Origin of the sequence: Vreelandella lionensis, assembly GCF_002087295.1 — a bacterium.
Taxonomy (GTDB): Bacteria; Pseudomonadota; Gammaproteobacteria; order Pseudomonadales; family Halomonadaceae; genus Vreelandella; species Vreelandella lionensis.
Genome location: NZ_MWVI01000099.1, coordinates 1 through 19992 on the forward strand (window position 1 = coordinate 1; position 19992 = coordinate 19992).

At 58.1% G+C, this 19992-nt stretch carries 13 protein-coding genes and 4 pseudogenes; 8 read left to right on the forward strand and 9 right to left on the reverse strand.

Annotated elements, in window-relative coordinates:
- Positions 1-431 precede the first annotated feature (431 nt).
- Complete coding sequence (locus tag B4967_RS16035) at positions 432-1352, forward strand: ketopantoate reductase family protein (RefSeq protein ID WP_083026300.1); 921 nt, start codon at positions 432-434, stop codon at positions 1350-1352.
- Positions 1353-1570: 218 nt separating this feature from the next.
- Here the strand turns inward: B4967_RS16035 and B4967_RS16040 are convergent, their stop codons facing one another.
- The 9 genes and pseudogenes from B4967_RS16040 to B4967_RS16080 form a co-directional block, all read right to left on the reverse strand.
- On the reverse strand, positions 1571-2197 hold the full coding sequence (locus B4967_RS16040) for a glutathione S-transferase family protein (RefSeq protein WP_083026302.1): 627 nt from the start codon (positions 2195-2197) through the stop codon (positions 1571-1573).
- Positions 2198-2383: 186 nt separating this feature from the next.
- Positions 2384-3280: a 3-hydroxyisobutyrate dehydrogenase gene (gene mmsB / locus B4967_RS16045; protein WP_083026304.1), complete on the reverse strand. Its 897-nt coding sequence runs from the start codon at positions 3278-3280 to the stop codon at positions 2384-2386.
- Positions 3281-3322: 42 nt separating this feature from the next.
- Positions 3323-4438, reverse strand: a complete 1116-nt coding sequence (locus tag B4967_RS16050) for an enoyl-CoA hydratase/isomerase family protein (protein ID WP_083026306.1) — start codon at positions 4436-4438, stop codon at positions 3323-3325.
- Positions 4439-4484: 46 nt separating this feature from the next.
- Positions 4485-5638 (reverse strand): annotated as a pseudogene (locus tag B4967_RS16055) (acyl-CoA dehydrogenase family protein).
- A 243-nt stretch (positions 5639-5881) separates the two neighbouring features.
- A complete protein-coding gene (locus B4967_RS16060; RefSeq protein WP_083026307.1) occupies positions 5882-6883 on the reverse strand; it encodes a branched-chain amino acid ABC transporter permease in 1002 nt (333 codons plus the stop codon).
- A gap of 2 nt (positions 6884-6885) precedes the next feature.
- Positions 6886-7773, reverse strand: coding sequence for a branched-chain amino acid ABC transporter permease (locus B4967_RS16065; RefSeq protein ID WP_083026309.1), 888 nt, complete (start codon positions 7771-7773; stop codon positions 6886-6888).
- Between the two features lie 33 nt (positions 7774-7806).
- Positions 7807-9147 carry an ABC transporter substrate-binding protein gene (locus B4967_RS16070; protein ID WP_243470652.1) on the reverse strand — a complete coding sequence of 447 codons (1341 nt, stop codon included), beginning with the start codon at positions 9145-9147 and terminating at the stop codon, positions 7807-7809.
- Between the two features lie 146 nt (positions 9148-9293).
- Positions 9294-10044 (reverse strand): annotated as a pseudogene (locus tag B4967_RS16075) (ABC transporter ATP-binding protein).
- Positions 10041-10826: an ABC transporter ATP-binding protein gene (locus tag B4967_RS16080; protein ID WP_083026311.1), complete on the reverse strand. Its 786-nt coding sequence runs from the start codon at positions 10824-10826 to the stop codon at positions 10041-10043. Before B4967_RS16080 ends, B4967_RS16075 begins: the two are co-directional and overlap by 4 nt.
- 311 nt (positions 10827-11137) lie before the next feature.
- On the opposite strand from B4967_RS16080, the gene B4967_RS16085 reads away from it, so the two are divergent.
- From B4967_RS16085 to B4967_RS16115, 7 genes and pseudogenes are all read left to right on the forward strand, one after another.
- On the forward strand, positions 11138-11542 hold the full coding sequence (locus tag B4967_RS16085; protein WP_083026511.1) for a MerR family transcriptional regulator: 405 nt from the start codon (positions 11138-11140) through the stop codon (positions 11540-11542).
- A gap of 49 nt (positions 11543-11591) precedes the next feature.
- Positions 11592-12761, forward strand: coding sequence for an isovaleryl-CoA dehydrogenase (locus tag B4967_RS16090; protein WP_083026314.1), 1170 nt, complete (start codon positions 11592-11594; stop codon positions 12759-12761).
- Positions 12762-12783: 22 nt separating this feature from the next.
- A pseudogene (locus tag B4967_RS16095) lies at positions 12784-14392 on the forward strand (carboxyl transferase domain-containing protein).
- 74 nt (positions 14393-14466) lie between these two features.
- Positions 14467-15228 carry an enoyl-CoA hydratase-related protein gene (locus B4967_RS16100; protein ID WP_243470653.1) on the forward strand — a complete coding sequence of 254 codons (762 nt, stop codon included), beginning with the start codon at positions 14467-14469 and terminating at the stop codon, positions 15226-15228.
- Positions 15225-17264: an acetyl/propionyl/methylcrotonyl-CoA carboxylase subunit alpha gene (locus B4967_RS16105; RefSeq protein ID WP_083026315.1), complete on the forward strand. Its 2040-nt coding sequence runs from the start codon at positions 15225-15227 to the stop codon at positions 17262-17264. Before B4967_RS16100 ends, B4967_RS16105 begins: the two co-directional genes overlap by 4 nt.
- A 9-nt stretch (positions 17265-17273) precedes the next feature.
- The gene (locus B4967_RS16110) at positions 17274-18191 is read left to right on the forward strand and encodes a hydroxymethylglutaryl-CoA lyase (protein WP_083026317.1); all 918 of its coding nucleotides are present in this window, start codon (positions 17274-17276) and stop codon (positions 18189-18191) included.
- Between the two features lie 75 nt (positions 18192-18266).
- Positions 18267-19965 (forward strand): annotated as a pseudogene (locus B4967_RS16115) (AMP-binding protein).
- Positions 19966-19992: the final 27 nt, after the last annotated feature.

Genomic DNA, 19992 nt, shown 5'->3' on the forward strand with positions numbered 1-19992 from the left:
CGAATTCCACACCCAACGTCGAAGAGCCGCAAACTAACAGTGTATTAGACGGCGCGCTTTATGATTGAATGAACGTGCTAGCACTTTTTCCCGGTAAACACAGCCTGCTAGGCTCTTCTAAGTCTATGATTTTTAAATACATTGACTTTAATTAGGCTGTATATCGAAAATTCGCGCGCCTACTGTATTTCCTGGCATGTCCGCTTAGGGTCGAAACCTGACATTCCCTATCACTTCCTGCTTGGCAATAACTATCGCCATCTTCCAATCATCATCGACTAACCAAATTAGCTTAGCTTCAAACCTACCAAACTATCCTTACCCACGTCACTAAAAAAATAGCCTAACCCCAACCCTTTTTCTCTCCTTAGCCTCCCCACACCGAACGCGGTAAGCTTGGCGGCACTCTCGTTGCTGAAGATGCTTTACCCATGACAACCCACTGGATTCTTGGCCCTGGGGCCATTGCCCGCCTGTTGGCGCCCTCGCTGGCCCCGTTTGTGGAGGTGGCGGTGATTGGTCGCCGTGAGTTGCCTACGCGGCAGGTGCTAACCACGCCGGAAGGCGAAGCTCGTGTTCAGCACTTAACCTCACTCACCGCTAAACAGCTGGCGGCTAATGCGCCTAAGCCGCCTGCGTTTGTGCATATCACCACCAAAGCCATGGCCGCAGAGGCGGCGCTTTCTAGTATTGCCAGCCTGCTGCCCCCCTCTACCCCGTTGGTGCTGTGGCAGAACGGTTTTTATGCCCAGCCGCGCATCACCCAAACGTGGCCTGGGCCGGTGCTGTGCGCTACCACTACTCAGGGGGCGTACTTAACCGGAGATGGTGGCGTGGTACACGCAGGCCGTGGGCCAACGTTTATCGGGGATTTGGATAACCAGCACGCAGGGTTAGCGGAATCCTTAGCGGCGCTATTGAGTGAGGCTGGGTTTACCGCTACGGCTGTGAACGATATCCGCAGCCGCTTGTGGCAGAAGCTAGCGGTAAACGCGGCGATTAACCCCCTGGTGGCGTTGCATGGCGTGCGTAACGGAGAGCTTCGTGGGAATGCCTACTCAGGCCTAGTAATTGCCGTGGTGAAAGAAGTGGCGGCAATTTTAGCGGAGGAAGGCGTTGTGCCGCCGAGCGGTGGCGAGGGTGAAGCCGCGTGGTTGGCGTTGGTATGGCAAGTGGTGGAGAACACCGCGAACAATAAAGCCTCGATGCTGCAGGACGTGGAGGCGAAGCGGCCTACCGAGCGCGGGGCGATTTTGGGGCCGTTGATTGAACGTGCCGAGCAGCATGGGTTGGGGTGTGAGGTATTAAAGGGGTTGGATCAGGAGTTGGCGTTGTTGGAGTCAGGGTTTTAACGAGCTTTGGTAGCTTGATCGTCGCGCGCTAAAGCGCCCTCTCACGGGTAATAAATTTGAGTGTTGTAATAACAAGCCTACGCGTTGATTGAGTATGTCGATAACAGCCCAGGGCAGCGTTGCTGCCCCTCGCGGTTACCTCACGTTGCTCGTTATCACGCACTACAAGATGTGTTTAGCTCGTAGGCGTGGTTGCTCGTTGGGTTAGCTATGGCTTTTTAAGTGACGGGAATCATCACTACCTTGCGGTAGGCGGGGCGTTCGGCGAGCTGCTCTACCCAGCGCTGTAGATGCGGGCGGGGCTGCCAAGTAAGGCCGCTGTTTAACAGGTTGTAGGTGAACGGGGCGATGGCGATATCGGCAAGGCCAAAGTCGTCGCCAGAGAACCAGGGTTGCTGGCTTAACGCGACGTCTAGCTGGGCGAAGAGTTTTTCGCAGGTGGCAATGGCGGGGTCTAGCAGTGTGCTATCGCGCTGTTCCGGTGGGGTGCGTACATAGCCCATCAAAATGGTGCGGTGGGCGGGGGTTAGCAGGCTGCTGGACCAATCCATCCACTTTTCCATTTGCGCCCGTTTGGCAGGGCTTTCAATCCATAAATGGTTGGGGCCGTACTGCGCCGCTAGGTAGCGGATGATGGTGTTGGACTCCCATAGCACGCTTTGGGTAGCGTCATCTTTAAGCAGCGGCACCAAACCGTTGGGGTTCATGGCGAGGTATTCTGGCGTGTCGTTTACGCCGTGTTGCAGGCCCGCCATGATCTGCTCGAACGGTAGTTCCAGTTCTTCCAGTACCCAGAGCACTTTTTTGACGTTGGTGGAGTTGTTGCGGCCCCAAAGCGTAATCATGGCAATCCTTATTGTTGGGTTAGGAAAGTTTTTGAGTGTGCCTTGGGTGGGGGTGAGTGGCAAGTTGGCCGCTTTATCAGGGTTGTGGGGCTTAGCGAACAGGTCGCGAGCTAAAGCTGCCTACCACCCCACACCCTCCCCTTACGCCCGGCCACTCACGACTCGCTCCTCACGATTTACCGCTTACTACTCACCCTTATCCTGATACAGCTTGAGCAGGCTGGAGAAGTCGAGTTTGCCGTTGCCGCCTGCTTTGTGCAGTGTGAACAGCGAACGGGCGGCGGAGCCCATGGGCACGGGGGATGCGCTTTGCTGGCTAACATCCATGGCTAGGCCTAAATCTTTGATCATTAGATCCACCTGGAAGCCGCCCTGGTAGCCTTTCGAGGCGGGGGCGTTTTTCATCACCCCGGGGTAGGGGTTGTAGACGTTAAGCGCCCAGTTGCCGCCGGAGCTTTGCTTCATGATTTCTGTCAGCACAGCGGGGTCGAGGCCGTTTTTGACGCCCATGTTGATCGCTTCGCAGGTGCCTGCCATCAAAATCGAGAGCAGCATGTTGTTGCACACTTTAGCCACCTGCCCCGCGCCGTGGTCACCGGCGTGGAGGATGTTTTTACCCATGGCTTGCAGCACCGGCTGCGCCTGGGCGAACTGAGCCTCCGAGCCGCCGACGATAAAGGTCAGCGCGCCCGCTTGGGCACCGCCTACCCCACCGGAAACCGGCGCATCCACAAAGCCAATGCCCTTTTCAGCGCCAGCCGCGGCTACGTGACGGGCGGTGTCGGCATCGATGGTGGAGCAGTCAATCACCAGCGCGCTTGGTATAATTACGTCAAACAGCGGCGCGTCACCATCCACGTAAAGCCCGCGCACGTGCTTGCCTGCGGGCAGCATGGAAATAATGAAGTCGGCGTCGGTGGCCGCTTCCGAAGCGGTGGCGGCAATCTCGCAGCCTTGAGATTTAGCGGTTTCCTGCGCTTGGGCGGAAAGGTCGAAGGCGCGCACGGTAAAGCCTGCTTTCGCCAAATTGGCGGCCATGGGGCCGCCCATATTGCCTAAACCAATAAACGCAACGGTAGTCATCTTTTTATCCTTATTAGCGTGTTGTAGAGAGTGCAGTGTGCGTTATTTAAGATCTGCCAGCGGGTTGGTGTCCCATGCGGGTGCCAGCAGCTCGTCTATAAAGGAGGGCTCGACCGAGGCCACATCTGGGTAGGTCCAGCTTGGCTGGCCGTCTTTATCCACCAGCAGCGCGCGCACGCCTTCGGGGAACTCCCGGTGGCGGCAGCACTGCACAGAGAGCGAAAGCTCAAACTGAAACACTTCCGCCAACGACATATGCTTGGCGCGGGCGAGCTGCTCGTGAATCAATTTAACCGAGACGGGGCTGCCGTGGGCCAAGGTTTTTTGCGCTTTGCTGAACCACTTGTCGTCGGTCTCGACTGCCAGCACGGCTTCAACCATCTGCTCGACGGTGTCGTGGTCCATCAGCTCACGAATTAAAGAAGACGACTTGTAAACCGGCGCTTCCATCTCCGCGAACACCTCTTGGGAGGCCTGTTCCAGCTCGCGCAGTACGTGATTCACCACGCCGTGGGCGTCGGTGTGTTCGCCTTCGCCCCAGCTGGCCTCCAATAGCTTTTCAGCCAGTGCGCCACGGTGGTGGCTGGCAATGGCGCGGTCGGCTAGGCCTAGATGAACCGCGTCCGGGGCGTTAATTTGCCCGCCAGTCATGGCCAGAAACCGCCCGGCGCCGCCCGGTAGGCGGTTAAGGAACCAGCTCGCGCCTACATCCGGGTACAACCCAATGGTGACTTCTGGCATGGCGAGCCGCGAGGTTTCCGTAACGATGCGGTGGCTGCTACCGCTTAACAGGCCCATGCCTCCGCCCATCACGATGCCGTTGCCCCAGCAAATCACCGGTTTGGGGAAAGTATGCAGTTGGTAATCCAGGCGGTACTCGTTCTCGAAGAAGCGCTCGGGGAAATCGGCTGCGCCGTCGCCCTGAATGGCCTTGTAGAGGTTGACCACATCACCACCGGCGCAGAAGGCTTTTTCGCCTGCGCTATCCAGCAGCACGGCTACGACCCGCTCGTCGCTTTGCCACTGGTTTAGGCGCGGCAGGATCTCTTCGATCATTTCCAGCGTGAGCGCATTTAAAGAGCGCTCGGCGTTCAGGGTAATCTCGCCAATCACGTGGCCATCTTGGGTGGTGTGCTCTTCAAACAGTACGCAACTCATGGTTTGTCCTTATATGCTCGGGGCTTGGTGAGATGTGCCCTGGCGGCTATAGCTCAGCGGCACCGTCGGCCAGTACGCGGCGGGAAATAATTAGCCGCATGATCTCGTTGGTGCCTTCCAGAATACGGTGTACGCGGGTGTCGCGCACGTAGCGCTCCATCGGGTACTCCTTGATGTAGCCATTGCCGCCGTAGAGCTGCAGCGCTTCGTCGCACACCTTGAAGCCCACATCGGTAGCGAACCGCTTGGCCATCGCACAGTAGGTGGTGGCATCCGGGTGGCCCGCATCCAGCTTGGTGGCGGCCATGCGCACCAGTTGGCGGGCGGCCACCAGCTCGGTCACCATATCGGCTAGGCGGAACTGCAGCGCTTGGAACTCGGCCAGGCGCTTGCCGAACTGCTTGCGCTCTAGCATGTACTCGCGGGCTTTATTGAGCGCCTGCTGAGCGGTGCCGATCGAACACGTCGCAATGTTGATGCGCCCGCCGTCCAGGCCCTTCATGGCGATTTTGAACCGTCGCCCTCGTTGCCCAGCAGGTGGTTGGCGGGGACGCGTACGTCTTCAAAGGTGATCATGCGGGTGGGCTGGCTGTTCCAACCCATTTTGTCCTCTTTGCGGCCGTAACTGATGCCCTCGCTCTTCGCATCCACCGCGAAGGCGGAAACGCCGCCGGGGCCTTCGCCGCCTGTGCGCGCCATCACCACCAGGAAATCGGTGCTACCCGCGCCGGAAATAAACATCTTGCTGCCGTTCAGCACGTAGTGTTCGCCATCACGCTTGGCGGAGGTTTTCAGCGAGGCCGCGTCGGAGCCTGCGTTGGGTTCGGTTAAGCAGTAAGAGCCTAGCAGCTCGCCGGTCGCCAGCTTTTCGCCCCACTGCTCAACGGCTTCTGGGGTGCCGAAATCAGCCAGCATCCAGGTCACCATGTTATGAATGGTCAGGTACGCGGTGGTGGAGGTGCAGCCCATCGAGAGCTGTTCAAAAATAATGCTGGCATCGAGCCGGGAAAGGCCCAGCCCGCCGACGCTTTCCGGGGCGTAGAGCGAGCAAAAGCCCAACTCCCCTGCTTTACGAATCACATCGACGGGGAAAAAAGATTCTGCGTCCCATTCGGCGGCATGGGGCTCCAGCTCGTTCTGGGCGAACGCCCGGGCCATATCAGAAAAAGCGACTTGGTCTTCACTTAGCTCAAAATTCATGGCGTATCTCCACAGTGCGTGGATGCACCGCGCCTAGGCAGGCGGCAGGCAAGTCACGCATTGGCTGTTGTCATTATTAGCAATGTTGACGTTTACGTTAACTTATATTCTTACCCCACCTTGCGCAACCAAATCCCCCAAGACCTTTGGCGTAGAAATGGGCTTACGGCCTTATTTCACAAGCAGAAAAAAGGGTGCCCGAAGGCACCCAATCCACGGACAGACGCGGTTAACGGGAATCCATTATTTAATGTTTTTACGGTACATTTTGGCCAGCTCGCCGATGATGCCGCTACGGAAGCTCAGCACGCACACCACGAAGATGATGCCCAGAATCACGCTTACCCAGTTCCCCAACGGCGACTGCGCCAGCAGGTGCTGCAGGCTAACCACTAATCCTGCCCCCATCAGCGGGCCAAGCAGTGTGCCTACACCGCCCAGCAGCGTCATCAAAATCACCTCACCCGACATGTGCCAGTGGGCATCGGTGAGCGAGGCCAATTGAAACACCACGGTCTTGGTGGAACCTGCCAAGCCCGCCAGCCCCGCCGAGAGCACGAAAGCTAACAGCTTGTAGGCATCGACGTTGTAGCCCAGCGACACGGCGCGGGGCTCGTTCTCCCGAATGGCTTTCAGCACTTGCCCAAAGGGTGAATGAACCGTGCGCTGAATCACCGCGAAGCCAAACACGAACACGGCGAAGACGAAGTAGTACATCTCCAAGTTGCTGCTCAAATCGATCACGCCAAACAGGTGCCCTCTCGGCACACCGTGCAGGCCATCCTCCCCACCGGTGAACGACGACTGCACGAACACGAAGAACATCAGCTGTGCCAGCGCCAGCGTGACCATGGCGAAGTAAATGCCCTGGCGGCGAATGGAGAGCACTCCAAACAGTACCCCTAGCAGCGTTGCCATTAACGTACCCGCAAGAATGCCTAGCTCTGGCGTTAAGCCTGGGTAGCTGGCCAGCAAGTAGCCGGTCACATAGCCGCCGGTGGCTAGGAAGGCCGCATGGCCAAATGAGAGCAGCCCGGCGTAGCCCAACAGTAGGTTGAAAGCGCAGGCAAACAGCGCAAAACAGAGAATCTTCATTAAGAAGACGGGGTACGCCACAAAGGGAGCAACTAACCCCATCGCCAGCAGCACAAGGTAGAACATATTGCGGCGTAGCTTGGCGCGCCGTTGGCGCTCCTGCACCGCGGAGGGCAACTGGGTTGCCGAGGTGGTATGCGTTGTTGTCATGGTTATGCCTCCTTACCGAACAGCCCAGCGGGGCGTAACATGAGTACCAGGATCATCACTAGAAAGATCACGGTATTAGAGGCTTCCGGGTAGTACACCTTAGTAAACCCTTCAATAATACCCATCCCGAGGCCGGTTAAAATGGCGCATAAAATGGAGCCCATACCGCCGATAACGACCACCGCAAACACCACAATCAATAGGCTTGAGCCCATAGTGGGCGATACCGGATAAAGCGGTGCCGCCAGCACGCCTGCAAAGGCGGCAAGCCCGACCCCAAACCCGTAGGTTAGGGTAATCAGCAGCGGTACGTTCACGCCGAACGCCTGCATCAGTTGGGAGTTTTCCGTACCGGCGCGCAGGTAGGCACCCAAGCGGGTACGCTCAATCATGAACCAGGTGAATAGACACATGGCCAGCGCCGCTACTAACACCCAAGCACGGTAGGTAGGTAAGAACATAAAGCCCAGGTTAAGGCCGCCGAGCAGAATTTCAGGGGTAGCGTAGCGCGCCCCAGAAACGCCGAATAAGTTAATTAATGTGCCTTCGAAAATCAGCGCCAACCCGAAGGTCAGCAGCAGCCCGTAGAGGTGGTCGAGGTGGGCAATGCGACGTAGCAGAAAGCGCTCCATCAGCATGCCACAACCACCCACCACCAGCGGGACTAAAATCAGTGCTAGCCAATAGTTAATGCCCAGGTAGCGAAAGCCTAGCAGCGCGGCGAAGGCTCCCAGCATGTACTGCGCCCCGTGGGCAAAGTTGACGATCTTCAGTAGGCCGAAGATGACCGCCAGGCCCAAACTAAGCAGTGCGTAAAAGGCACCGTTCACAAGCCCAAGCGTTAGCTGGCCCATGAACACGGCCATTGGCACGCCGAATATCATCGTCATGGTATGACTCTCCTCGCCGCTAAGCGGGCAGCCCTATGGGGCTGCCCCAGCGCGTTGCTTATTGTTAGAAACGCCTTTCGTCACGCCTTTACGGCTTGCTTGGCCCCAGGCCAAGGCAGCAGATGCCTGAGCCTGGAGCGCGTCAGCAGATCCGTTCTGTACCAGCGAGCACTGGCTTTCAGACAGCGGACGGTAGGCTTCTGCGGCGGGAATGGTGCTAAGGATCTCGTAGAGGTCCCACGCACCGGGAGACTCTTCCGTCGTTTTTACCTGGGCTAGGTACATGTCGTGAATCATACGGCCATCTTCACGAATGCTGCCGTTACGGGCGAAGAAGTCGTTGATCGGCTCTTCGGCCATTTTCGCGCGCACGGTTTCGGGGTCATCGGTGCCAGCGGCTTCCACGGCTTTCAGGTAGTGCATAGTGCTGGAGTAGATACCGGCTTGCACCATGGTGGGCATACGGCCTGGTTCTTCAAAGTAACGCTCGGACCAAGCGCGGGACTCTTCATCCATGTCCCAGTACCAGCCGGTGGTCAGCAGCAGCCCTTGGGTGGCTTCTAGCCCCAGCGCGTGTACGTCGTTAAGGAAGATCAGCAGGCCTGCTAATTGCTGGCCGCTTTGGGTCAGACCAAACTGGCTGGCGGTGGTAATCGCGTTGACCGTGTCGGCACCGGCATTGGCTAGGCCGACAATTTTCGCTCCAGAACCCTGCGCCTGAAGAATGTAGGAGGAGAAGTCGCTGGTGGGGAACGGGTGACGCACGCCGCCGACAATTTCACCGCCATTGGCTTCTACCACACTGGTCACGTCGGCTTCCAGTGCATGGCCGAAGGCGTAATCCGCAGTGAGCAGGAACCAGCTATCGCCGCCCTGCTCAACGACGGCCTTCGCGGTGCCGTTGGCCAGCGGATAGGTGTCGTATACCCAGTGAATATGGTTCGGAGTGCAGTGTTCGTTGGTAATACTAGACGCCGCCGAGCCAGAGACGATGCCCAGGCCGTTGTTCTCTTGCAACACTTTGGTCACAGCGATAGAAAAAGAAGAGGCTACCAACCCACCCACCATATCGACGTTACGCTGGTCGATCCACTCGCGCACGGTGTTGGCGCCTACGTCGGCACTGTTGCGGTCATCAGCGCTGAAAATCACAATGGGCGAGCCGTTCACGCTGCCGCCAAAATCGGCCACCGCCATTTCCATCGCAGTTTGGCCACCTGGGCCAGCCAAATCACGGTAGGTGCCGGACATATCGGCTAAGTAGCCAATACGCACTTCACCATCGCTGATCTCGGCGTGGGCGGTCGAGATCGCCATGCTGGAGGCAGCGGCAACGGCGATGCTGGCGGCCAGCGTTTTCTTCATATAGGTCATGTTCGTCTCCTGGCCCTGAGGGCCTTTGTTTTTATGATGCGGACGTTCAGTTATAGCGTTTGTGTGTGGAGCGCTTGTGTATGGAACGTAAGTGTTGCGTTTGTTGTTTTTTAAAGCCGTGCTTACAGTTTAGATGGGTGTGCGATTTATACCCCCAGCATGCTGTTTAAATGTTCCCGCCGGGAAGGCAACTGCTCGGCGGTGATCTCCTCAACAATTTGGCCGTGATCCATCACAAAGTGGCGGTCAGCCAGCGGGGCAGCAAAGCGGAAGTTCTGCTCAACCAGCACGATGGGCATGCCGCGCTCTTTTAGCTGCACTAATACCTCGCCCAGGTTTTTGCACGATGACCGGCGCCAAGCCTTCGGTGATTTCATCCAGCAGCAGCAAGCGCGCACCGGTACGCAGAATGCGCGCCATGGCCAGCATCTGCTGTTCGCCGCCGGAGAGTCGCGTGCCCTGGCTTTTGCGACTCTCGTAGAGGTTGGGGAACATGGCGTAGATTTCATCCAAGCTCATTCCGCCTGAACGCACAGTGGGTGGCAGCAGCAGGTTTTCGTGAACATCTAAGCTCGCAAAAATGCCGCGCTCTTCCGGGCAGTAGCCAATCCCTAACCGGGGAATATGGTGCGGCTTCATGCGCAGGGTTTCATTGCCATTAATGACAATCGAACCGGTGCGCCGCCCCACCATATTCATAATCGCTTTTAGCGTGGTACTGCGGCCCGCGCCGTTGCGGCCCAGCAGAGTCACCAGCTCGCCACGCTTCACATCGAAATTCACCCCATGCAGAATGTGCGATTCGCCATAGAAGGCGTGCAGGTCTTGCACTCGCAGCATCTCTAGGGTCTGGTTTTCTGGGGCTTCTTGGCTCTCGAATGCTTCTGCGGTATTCATACGGCAGCCTCCTCAGCCGCTTCGCTGCCCATATAGGCTTCACGCACTAAGGGGTTGCGGGAAACCGTGTCGTAATCCCCTTCTGCCAGCACCGCGCCCCGCGCCAATACGGTAATACGATCACACAAGCGGCTGACCACGCTAAGGTTGTGCTCCCCCATCAACACCGTGCGGCCTTGGGAAACCCGTTTGATCAGCGCCACGATACGGTCAACATCTTCCGCGCCCATGCCCTGGGTCGGCTCGTCTAGCAGCATCATGCTGGGGTCCAGCGCCAGCGTGGTGGCCACTTCTAAGGCGCGCTTGCGGCCATAGGGCATTTCCACAGTGAGCGTATCGGCGTATTCGCGCAGGCCCACTTCATCGAGCAGCGCTAGGGCGCGGTCGTTGAGGTGGTCCAGCGTTTTTTCCGATTTCCAGAAGTGGAACGACGTGCCCAGCTGGCGCTGAAGCGCTACGCGCACGTTTTCCAGTGCGGTCATGTGGGCAAACACCGCTGAAATCTGAAACGAACGCACTAAGCCAAGCTGGGCGATCTCGTTGGATTTTTTGCTAGTGATGGGTTGGCCACGATAGAGAATCTCGCCCCGCGTAGGGGGCAAAAACTTGGTTAACAGGTTAAAGACCGTCGTTTTACCTGCACCGTTTGGGCCAATCAGGGCATGAATATGCCCCTCCTGCACCTGGAGGTTTACGTTATCCACGGCGGTAAAGCCGCGAAACTCTTTGGTCAGCCCTCGAGTTTCGAGCACTGGCCCCTTTGTCTCTTCGTCTGCACGCATGAGGTAGCACGCCTCTTGTTGTTCTTGTACGGTGGGAAGCGAAACTCGTTAGCCAGCAACGCATCCTTACCTGAACGTAAGGTGTAAGTGCAAACTAGCAACCCCACACAGGGTATTACAATTACAACTTTGGTCTACGCACCACTCTGATGCACCAAATTAAAGCTTAAAAGTCTTTATTTATCAGTTATTTTTTAAAATTCAACGGTAACTCACTCATTGCAATCTCAGCTTTACGTTAACGTAAACTTGTTTTAGCCTCATGGTCAGTGTTCCATAGGGACATCCCCCTATCGACGAGAATAATGATCATGAGCAAAACCTACTCGATCAGCGAACTGGCCAGCGAGTTTGATGTGACCACGCGTAGCATCCGCTTTTATGAAGATCAGGTGCTACTGCATCCCGCCCGCCGGGGCCAGACACGTATTTACAGCAGTAAAGATCGCGTACGGCTAAAGCTGACACTGCGCGGCAAACGCCTGGGGTTTTCGCTGGCGGAAATCCGCGAGCTGTTTGAGCTGTGGGATGAGACCCGCAGCGGCAGCGAAAAGCAGCTACACCTGATGCTGAGCAAAATCAGCGAGCGTAAAGCCGCGCTGGAACAGCAGATGAAAGACATCACGATGGTGCAGTTGGAGCTTGAAAGCGCTGAGATTCGCTGCCGCCAAGCCCTTGAAGAGCTTAACGAGAAACATCCGGCCACCGCGAAATAAACAACACCAACGCATAACGACCCGATTAACAACGACAAGGTGATTGACCATGTTTTCCCACTATTCAGAACTAAATTTCGGTCTTGACGATGAGCTGAACATGCTGCGTGAGCAGGTCAACGCCTTTGCCGCCAGTGAGATTGCCCCACGCGCCGCCGAGATCGATCACAACAACGAGTTTCCCAACGACCTGTGGAAGAAATTCGGCGATATGGGCCTGCTGGGCATTACCGTACCAGAAGAAGATGGCGGCAGCGGTATGGGCTACTTGGCCCACTGTATCGCCATGGAGGAGATCTCCCGGGCCAGTGCTTCCGTCGGGCTCTCCTACGGCGCGCACTCCAACCTGTGCGTTAACCAGCTCAAGATCAACGCCTCCGCCGAGCAAAAAGCCAAATACCTGCCCAAGCTGATGAGCGGCGACCACGTGGGCGCGCTGGCGATGTCAGAGCCCGGCGCTGGCTCCGATGTGGTCTCCATGCAGCTGCGCGCCAAAGAGGATGGCGACCACTACATTCTCAACGGCAACAAAACGTGGATCACCAACGGCCCCGATGCCGATGTGCTGGTGGTTTACGCCAAAACCGACCCGGATGCCGGTTCCAAAGGCATCACCGCGTTTATTATCGAAAAAGGCATGCCGGGCTTCTCCACCGCCCAGAAACTCGACAAGCTGGGCATGCGCGGCTCTAACACCTGCGAGCTGGTCTTCCAGGATTGCCGAGTGCCCGCCGAGAACGTGCTGGGCGAAGTAGGCAAAGGCGTTCGCGTATTGATGAGCGGCCTAGATTACGAGCGCACTGTGTTAGCCGCAGGCCCCATTGGGATTATGCAGGCCGCCATGGATGTGGTGATGCCCTACATCCATGAGCGTAAACAGTTCAATCAATCCATCGGTGAGTTCCAGCTGGTGCAGGGCAAGGTGGCGGATATGTACACCACGCTAAACGCCTGCCGCGCTTATTTATACGCCGTCGCGGCCGCCTGCGACCGTGGCCAAACTTCTCGTAAAGATGCCGCCGGTGTCATCCTCTACTGCGCTGAAAAAGCCACCCAGGTCGCGCTGGATGCCATCCAGCTACTGGGCGGCAACGGTTATATCAACGAGTACCCCACAGGCCGCTTGCTGCGCGACGCGAAGCTTTACGAAATTGGCGCGGGCACCAGCGAGATTCGCCGGATGCTGATTGGCCGCGAACTTTTCACCGAAAGCCTTTAACAAAAATTAGCAGGGGCGCGCCATGAGCACACTCTCCACACAGATCAACCCGCGCAGCGATGTGTTTCAGGCCAACGAGGCCGCCATGCTGGGGGAAGTCAACAAACTCCGTGAACTCACTGCGGCCATTGCACAAGGAGGCGGTGAGAAAGCCCGCGCCCGCCATGAGAGCCGTGGCAAGCTGTACGTGCGTGACCGCATCGACCATTTGATTGATGAAGTCTCGCCGTTTCTGGAGTTTTCCGCGCTGGCGGCGCATCACGTTTACGACAGTGAGGTACCTGCCGCAGGCGTGATCACCGGGATTGGCCGGGTATCTGGCGTTGAGTGCGTGATTGTGGCCAACGACGCCACGGTAAAAGGCGGCACCTATTTCCCGCTAACGGTGAAAAAGCACCTGCGTGCCCAGGAAATTGCCCGCAAGCACCGCCTGCCGTGCATCTACTTGGTGGATTCTGGCGGTGCCTTCCTGCCCCGCCAGGACGAAGTCTTCCCTGACCGTGACCACTTCGGGCGTATTTTCTACAACCAGGCCACGATGTCCGCTGAAGGCATTCCGCAGATCGCCGTGGTGATGGGCTCCTGTACCGCAGGGGGTGCGTATGTGCCTGCCATGGCGGATGAGTCCATCATTGTTAAAGAGCAAGGCACGATCTTCCTGGGTGGCCCACCACTGGTAAAAGCCGCCACGGGGGAGAGCATCAGCGCGGAAGACCTGGGCGGTGCGGATGTTCACGCCAAAGTGAGCGGTGTAGCCGACCACTACGCCGAAAATGACGCCCATGCGCTGCAGCTTGCCCGCGCCTGCGTATCGCGTCTGAACTGGCAAAAGCGCGGCCAGCTGGCCATGCAGCCGCCTAGGCCGCCCAAGCTCGACCCTTCAGAGCTTTATGGCATCGTCGGCACCGACCTGAAAAAGCCCTACGACGTACGCGAAGTCATTGGCCGCATCGTCGATGGCTCCGACTTTGACGAGTTCAAACGCTACTACGGCGACACGCTGGTGACCGGCTTTGCCCATATTCACGGCTACCCGGTGGGGATCGTGGCGAATAACGGCGTGCTGTTTTCAGAGAGCGCGGTAAAAGGTGCGCACTTTATTGAGCTGTGCGCCCAGCGCAAAATCCCGCTGGTGTTCCTGCAGAACATCACCGGCTTTATGGTTGGCTCCAAGTACGAGCATGAAGGCATTGCCAAGCAACGGCGCCAAACTCGTCACCGCCGTGGCCTGCGCCAACGTGCCGAAATACACCGTGCTGATTGGCGGCAGCTTCGGCGCGGGTAACTACGGTATGTGTGGTCGTGCTTACGACCCCAACCTGCTGTTTATGTGGCCCAACGCGCGTATTTCGGTGATGGGCGGCGAACAGGCGGCGGGCGTACTTTCCCAGGTAAAACGCGAGCAGTACGAGCGCGAAGGCAACACCTGGAGCAAAGAGGACGAAGAAGCGTTCAAAAAGCCCACCCGCGACCAGTACGAGCATCAGGGCCACCCCTACTACGCCAGCGCCCGCCTGTGGGATGACGGCGTGATCGACCCGATGCAAACCCGCGATGTGCTGGGGCTGTCACTGGCCGCCGCGATGAATGCCGAAGTCAAAGAGACGCGCTTCGGCGTGTTCCGGATGTAAGGGGCGAACATCATGGCTTACTCAACATTAGTCATCGAGGCGGGTATCGCTCCCTAACCTTAAACCGCCCAGAGGTGCATAAAGCCTTTGACGATAGCCTGATTGCCGAACTCAATGCTCATCTGGAAAAGCTACACGACTTGGCAAGTGCAGGCGACGTGCGGGTGGTGGTGCTCGGCTCTGAAGGTAAAAGCTTCTCCGCAGGTGCTGACCTGAACTGGATGAAGCGCATGGTCGATTACGACCTGGAAGATAACCTAGCGGATTCCCGCAAGCTTGCGGCGCTGATGCACGGCCGGGATACCCTGCCCTGCCCGACCATCTGCCGCGTACAGGGGGCGGCGTTTGGTGGCGCGGTGGGCTTAGCCGCCTGCTGCGATATCGTCGTGGCGTCCGAAAAAGCCAAGTTTTGCCTGTCGGAAGTCAATATTGGCCTGTCGCCTGCGGTGATTAGCCCTTACGTTCAGCGCGCCCTTGGCCAGCGCCAAATGCGCCGCTACGCGCTGACCGCCGAAGTGATGGATGCGCCAACCGCGCTCAGCCTGGGTTTAGCCCATCAGGTAGTGGAGCACGATGCCTTGGATAACGCGGTGGATAGCATGATCGCTACGCTGGTTAAAGGCTCCCCTCAGGCACAGCGGGCTACCAAGGCACTATTAGCCACCGTGGCCCAAGCTCCAGATGCCGATGCTACTCGTGAGCACACCTGCCAAGTGATTGCCAAGCTGCGGGTGAGCCAAGAGGGCCAAGAGGGCCTCGCCAGCTTTTTTGACAAGCGTCGCCCCGCCTGGACGTCACCCGAAGAACACAACAACACTGCGGAGCCACGCTCATGACGTTTACCCCAACCAAATTCGATACCCTGCTGGTGGCTAACCGCGGTGAGATTGCCTGCCGCGTGATGCGTACCGCCCGCCGCATGGGATTAAAAACCGTCGCTGTTTATTCCGATGCCGATGCCACCGCCCGCCACGTGCGTGAAGCCGATGAAGCCGTGCGCCTCGGCTCCGCCGCCGCCCGGGAAAGCTACTTGAACGTTGACGCGGTGATTGAGGCCGCCCAACGCACCGGCACCGGCGCGATTCACCCCGGCTATGGCTTTCTGTCTGAAAACGTCACCTTTGTTAAAGCGCTAGAGCAAGCGGGCATTACTTTTGTTGGCCCGCCCGCTTCCGCCATTGCCGCCATGGGCGACAAGTCTGCCGCCAAAGCGCGTATGGCGAATGCGGGTGTGCCTCTGGTGCCCGGCTACCACGGCGACGACCAAGGCGATGCTCTGCTGCGTTCCGAGGCCGATAAGATCGGCTACCCCGTCATGCTAAAAGCCAGCGCCGGTGGCGGCGGTAAAGGCATGCGCGTGGTAGAGAGCGGTGAAGGCTTCCAGGCCGCGCTGGACGGCTGCCGCCGGGAGTCTAAAGCCGCGTTTGGCGATGACCGCATGCTGATCGAGAAGTATTTGGTACAGCCCCGCCATGTGGAAGTCCAGGTGTTCTGCGACCGTTACGGCAACGGCGTGTATCTGTTCGAGCGGGACTGCAGCGTGCAGCGCCGCCATCAAAAAGTCATCGAAGAAGCCCCCGCCCCCGGCATGACGCCTGAACTACGCGCCGCCATGGGCGATGCCGCCGTTCGCGCCGCCCAGGAGATTGGCTACGTGGGTGCGGGCACGGTGGAGTTTCTGTTAGACGCCGACGGCTCCTTCTACTTTATGGAGATGAACACCCGCCTGCAGGTGGAGCATCCCGTTACCGAGATGATTACCGGCCAAGACCTGGTGGAGTGGCAGCTAAGGGTCGCCATGGGCGAACCGCTGCCCTGCCGCCAGGACGAGCTGACCATTACCGGCCACAGCTTTGAAGCACGCATTTACGCCGAAGACCCGGAGCAGGACTTCCTTCCCGCAACCGGCCTCCTCACTCGCTTCGCGCTGGACTTGGAAGGCGCAGGGCTAGGCGCTGATCAAGTGCGCCTAGATAGCGGCGTGGAGAGCGGCGATACGGTCTCGATGCACTACGACCCGATGCTCGCCAAGCTGATTGTGCATGGCGTTGACCGTGACGCTGCGCTGGCAACCCTCAACCGGGCGCTGGCGGCGCTGGATGTGCAGGGCGTTGTCACCAACCGCGCCTTCTTGCAGCGCTTAGCCAATCACCCTGGCTTTAAGAACGTCGAGCTGGATACCCGCTTTATCGAGCGCAACGAAGCCACCCTGTTTGCCCCGCGTCAGTTTTCTACAGAGGACTATGCCAGCGCCGCGCTGATTGGTTTGCATCAATTAGCCCAGGAGTGCGAAAGCGACTCCCCCTGGGACCGCCACGACGGTTTCCGGCTCAACGCGCCGCACACCATTCGCATTGCGCTGTGCGACCCAGCAAGCGCCCAAGCCCCGGATAGCGACAGCGCCGACGTGGTCGTCGAAGGCAAGCGCGCCACCTTGGATACCCAGTGGCAGCTCACCATTGGCAACAGCACGCTGACTGCCAGCCTGCAGCCGCTGGAAGGCGATGCCGTGGCCGTCACGCTGAACGGCCACCGTCGCCGCCTACAGGCGTATAAAGATGGTCATGTGGTGGTGATGGCCGAACCCAGCGGTGAAACCCGCCTTTTCTGGCGGCGCATCGACGCCATCGACCACGGCCACCACGAAGCGGAATCTACTCTCACCGCGCCGATGAACGGCACGGTAGTGGCGCTGCTAGTGGAACCGGGTGCTCAGGTTGAAAAAGGCATGCCGCTGATGGTGATGGAAGCCATGAAGATGGAGCACACCATGACTGCCCCCGCCGATGGTAGCGTAGAGACCTTCCACTTTCAGGCAGGCGATACGGTAAGCCAGGGCGCTGTGCTGCTCGACTTTGCCCCCAGCGAATAGGAGCCACACATGGCACTGCCTACGTCTATCAAGCTATTTGAAATGGCCCCCCGCGACGGGCTGCAAAACGAACCGGGCACCCTGGTGCCCACCGCCACCAAAATCGAGCTGATTGAGCGGCTGGCGAATGCGGGCATTCGCCATATCGAAGCGGCCAGCTTTGTCTCGCCCAAGTGGGTGCCGCAAATGGGCGATGCCGCTGAAGTGATGCGCGGCATTCAGCGCCAGCACGGCGTGGTGTATTCCGCGCTGACGCCAAACCTGAAGGGGTTGGAAAGCGCCCTGGAGGCAGGCGTTGAGGAAGTCGCGGTATTCGGTGCGGCATCGGAAGCGTTCTCCCAGAAGAACATCAACTGCTCGATTGCCGAGTCGCTGGCGCGCTTTGAGCCGGTGCTTGCCCGCGCAAACGAGGCAGGCGTGCGGGTGCGGGGCTATGTCTCCTGCGTGCTGGGCTGCCCTTACGAGGGCGACATTGCCCCCCATAAAGTGGCTGACGTCGCCAAAGCACTGTATGAGATGGGCTGCTATGAAGTTTCCCTGGGCGACACCATTGGCGTGGGGACGCCGCTGGCCGCTAAGCGGATGATCGAAGCCACTCGCCAGCAGGTGCCGATTGAGAAACTGGCCGCTCATTTTCACGACACTTACGGCATGGCGATTGCCAACCTGTACGCCGTGCTGGAAGAAGGCGTGAGCGTGATTGATGCCGCCACGGCAGGTCTGGGTGGCTGCCCCTACGCCAAGGGCGCATCAGGCAATGTGGCCACCGAAGACGTGCTCTATTTGCTGGAAGGGCTGGGTATCGATACCGGCATCGACCTGCAGGCAGTGATCGATACCGGCTACTGGATCACCCAGCAGCTTGGCCGCAAACCCAGCGCCAAAGTAGCCCTCGCCAAAGGGTCTGCCAAAAGCAGCACAGCGTAACGCCACCCAAACAAACTAATAATTAAAAATGCGTCACTTCCCGTTCAGATAAGAAAAAGACATCGGAGACTCATCATGGCATCACCTGCAACCTTGCCCAGCTACACCAGCAGCACCGCAGAAAAGCCGCTGCTGGGCATGACCATTGGCGATAAATTCGACCAAATTGCCGCCCAGTATCCGGATAACGACGCGCTGATTGCGCTACACCAGAATATTCACTGGAGCTACCGCGAGCTTCAGCAGGAAGTGAACCGCTGCGCCCGCGCCCTGCTCGCTATTGGTGCACAAAAAGGCGACCGCGTGGGCATTTGGGCACCCAACTGCAGCGAATGGACGCTAACCCAATTTGCCACCGCCAAAATTGGCGCGATCCTCGTGAACATCAATCCCTCTTACCGAACCCACGAGCTGGAGTACGCGCTGAACCAGTCCGGCGCGCGCTTTTTAGTCACCGCCAACCAATTCAAAAGCTCCGACTACACGGCGATGCTGTTCGAGCTGGCGCCAGAGCTAAACAGCTGCGCGGAAGGTCAACTAAAATCACAGAAGCTGCCCGAGCTTGAGTGCGTGATTAATTTAAGCGCCGACAAGCACAGCGGCATGTGGCGCTGGGCAGATTTCATCGCCGAAGCCGACAAGGTGAGCCAAACCGACGTAGACGACCTACAGGCCACGCTGCAGTTCGATGATCCGATCAATATCCAGTACACCTCTGGCACCACCGGCTTTCCCAAAGGGGCCACGCTCTCTCACCACAACATTCTCAATAACGGCTTTTTTGTGGCCGAAAGCATGGGCTTTACCAGCGAAGACCGCTTGGTGATTCCCGTACCGCTCTACCACTGCTTTGGCATGGTAATGGGCAACCTGGGCTGCGTGACCCACGGCGCGGCGATGATCTACCCAGATGAAGGCTTCGACCCCGGTAAAGTGCTGAAAGCTGTTCATGAGCAGAAAGCCACTGCGTTGTATGGTGTTCCTACCATGTTCATCGCCGAGCTTGAGCACCCGGATTTTGCCAGCACCGATTTTTCGACGCTGCGCACCGGCATTATGGCGGGCTCCATTTGCCCTGCTGAAATCATGAAGCAAGTCATCAACAAGATGAACATGAAGGGCGTGCAAATCGCCTACGGCATGACCGAAACCAGCCCGGTCTCCACGCAAACGGCGCGAACGACACCATTGAAAAGCGCGTTTCCACCGTGGGCCGCACCCAGCCCCACCTGGAGAGCAAGATCGTCGACCCCGGCAACGGCGGTATTCTACCCCGTGGCGAAATCGGCGAGCTGTGTACCCGTGGCTACAGCGTGATGCTGAAGTATTGGAACAATGACAAAGCCACTGCTGAGGCCATCGACGAAGCGGGCTGGATGCACACCGGCGACTTGGCCACCATGGATGACGAGGCTACATCCAGATCGTCGGTCGCATCAAAGACATGGTGATTCGCGGCGGCGAGAACGTCTACCCGAAAGAGATCGAAGAGTTCTTGTACGCTCATCCAGCGATCTCCGAAGTACAGGTCACCGGCGTGCCGGATAAAAAGTACGGCGAAGAGCTGATTGCCTGGGTGAAGCTCAACAGCACGGCGGGCGAGATTACCGGGGAAGACCTGCGCGAATACTGCAAAGGCAAAATCACCCACTTCAAGATCCCGCGCTACTTCAAGTTTGTGGATGAGTTCCCGATGACCGTGACCGGCAAAATCCAGAAATTCAAAATGCGTGAAATCTCGATTAAAGAGCTGGGGCTGGAAGACCAAAAGTAAAAGGGATCGAAGCTGTTACAACGATCA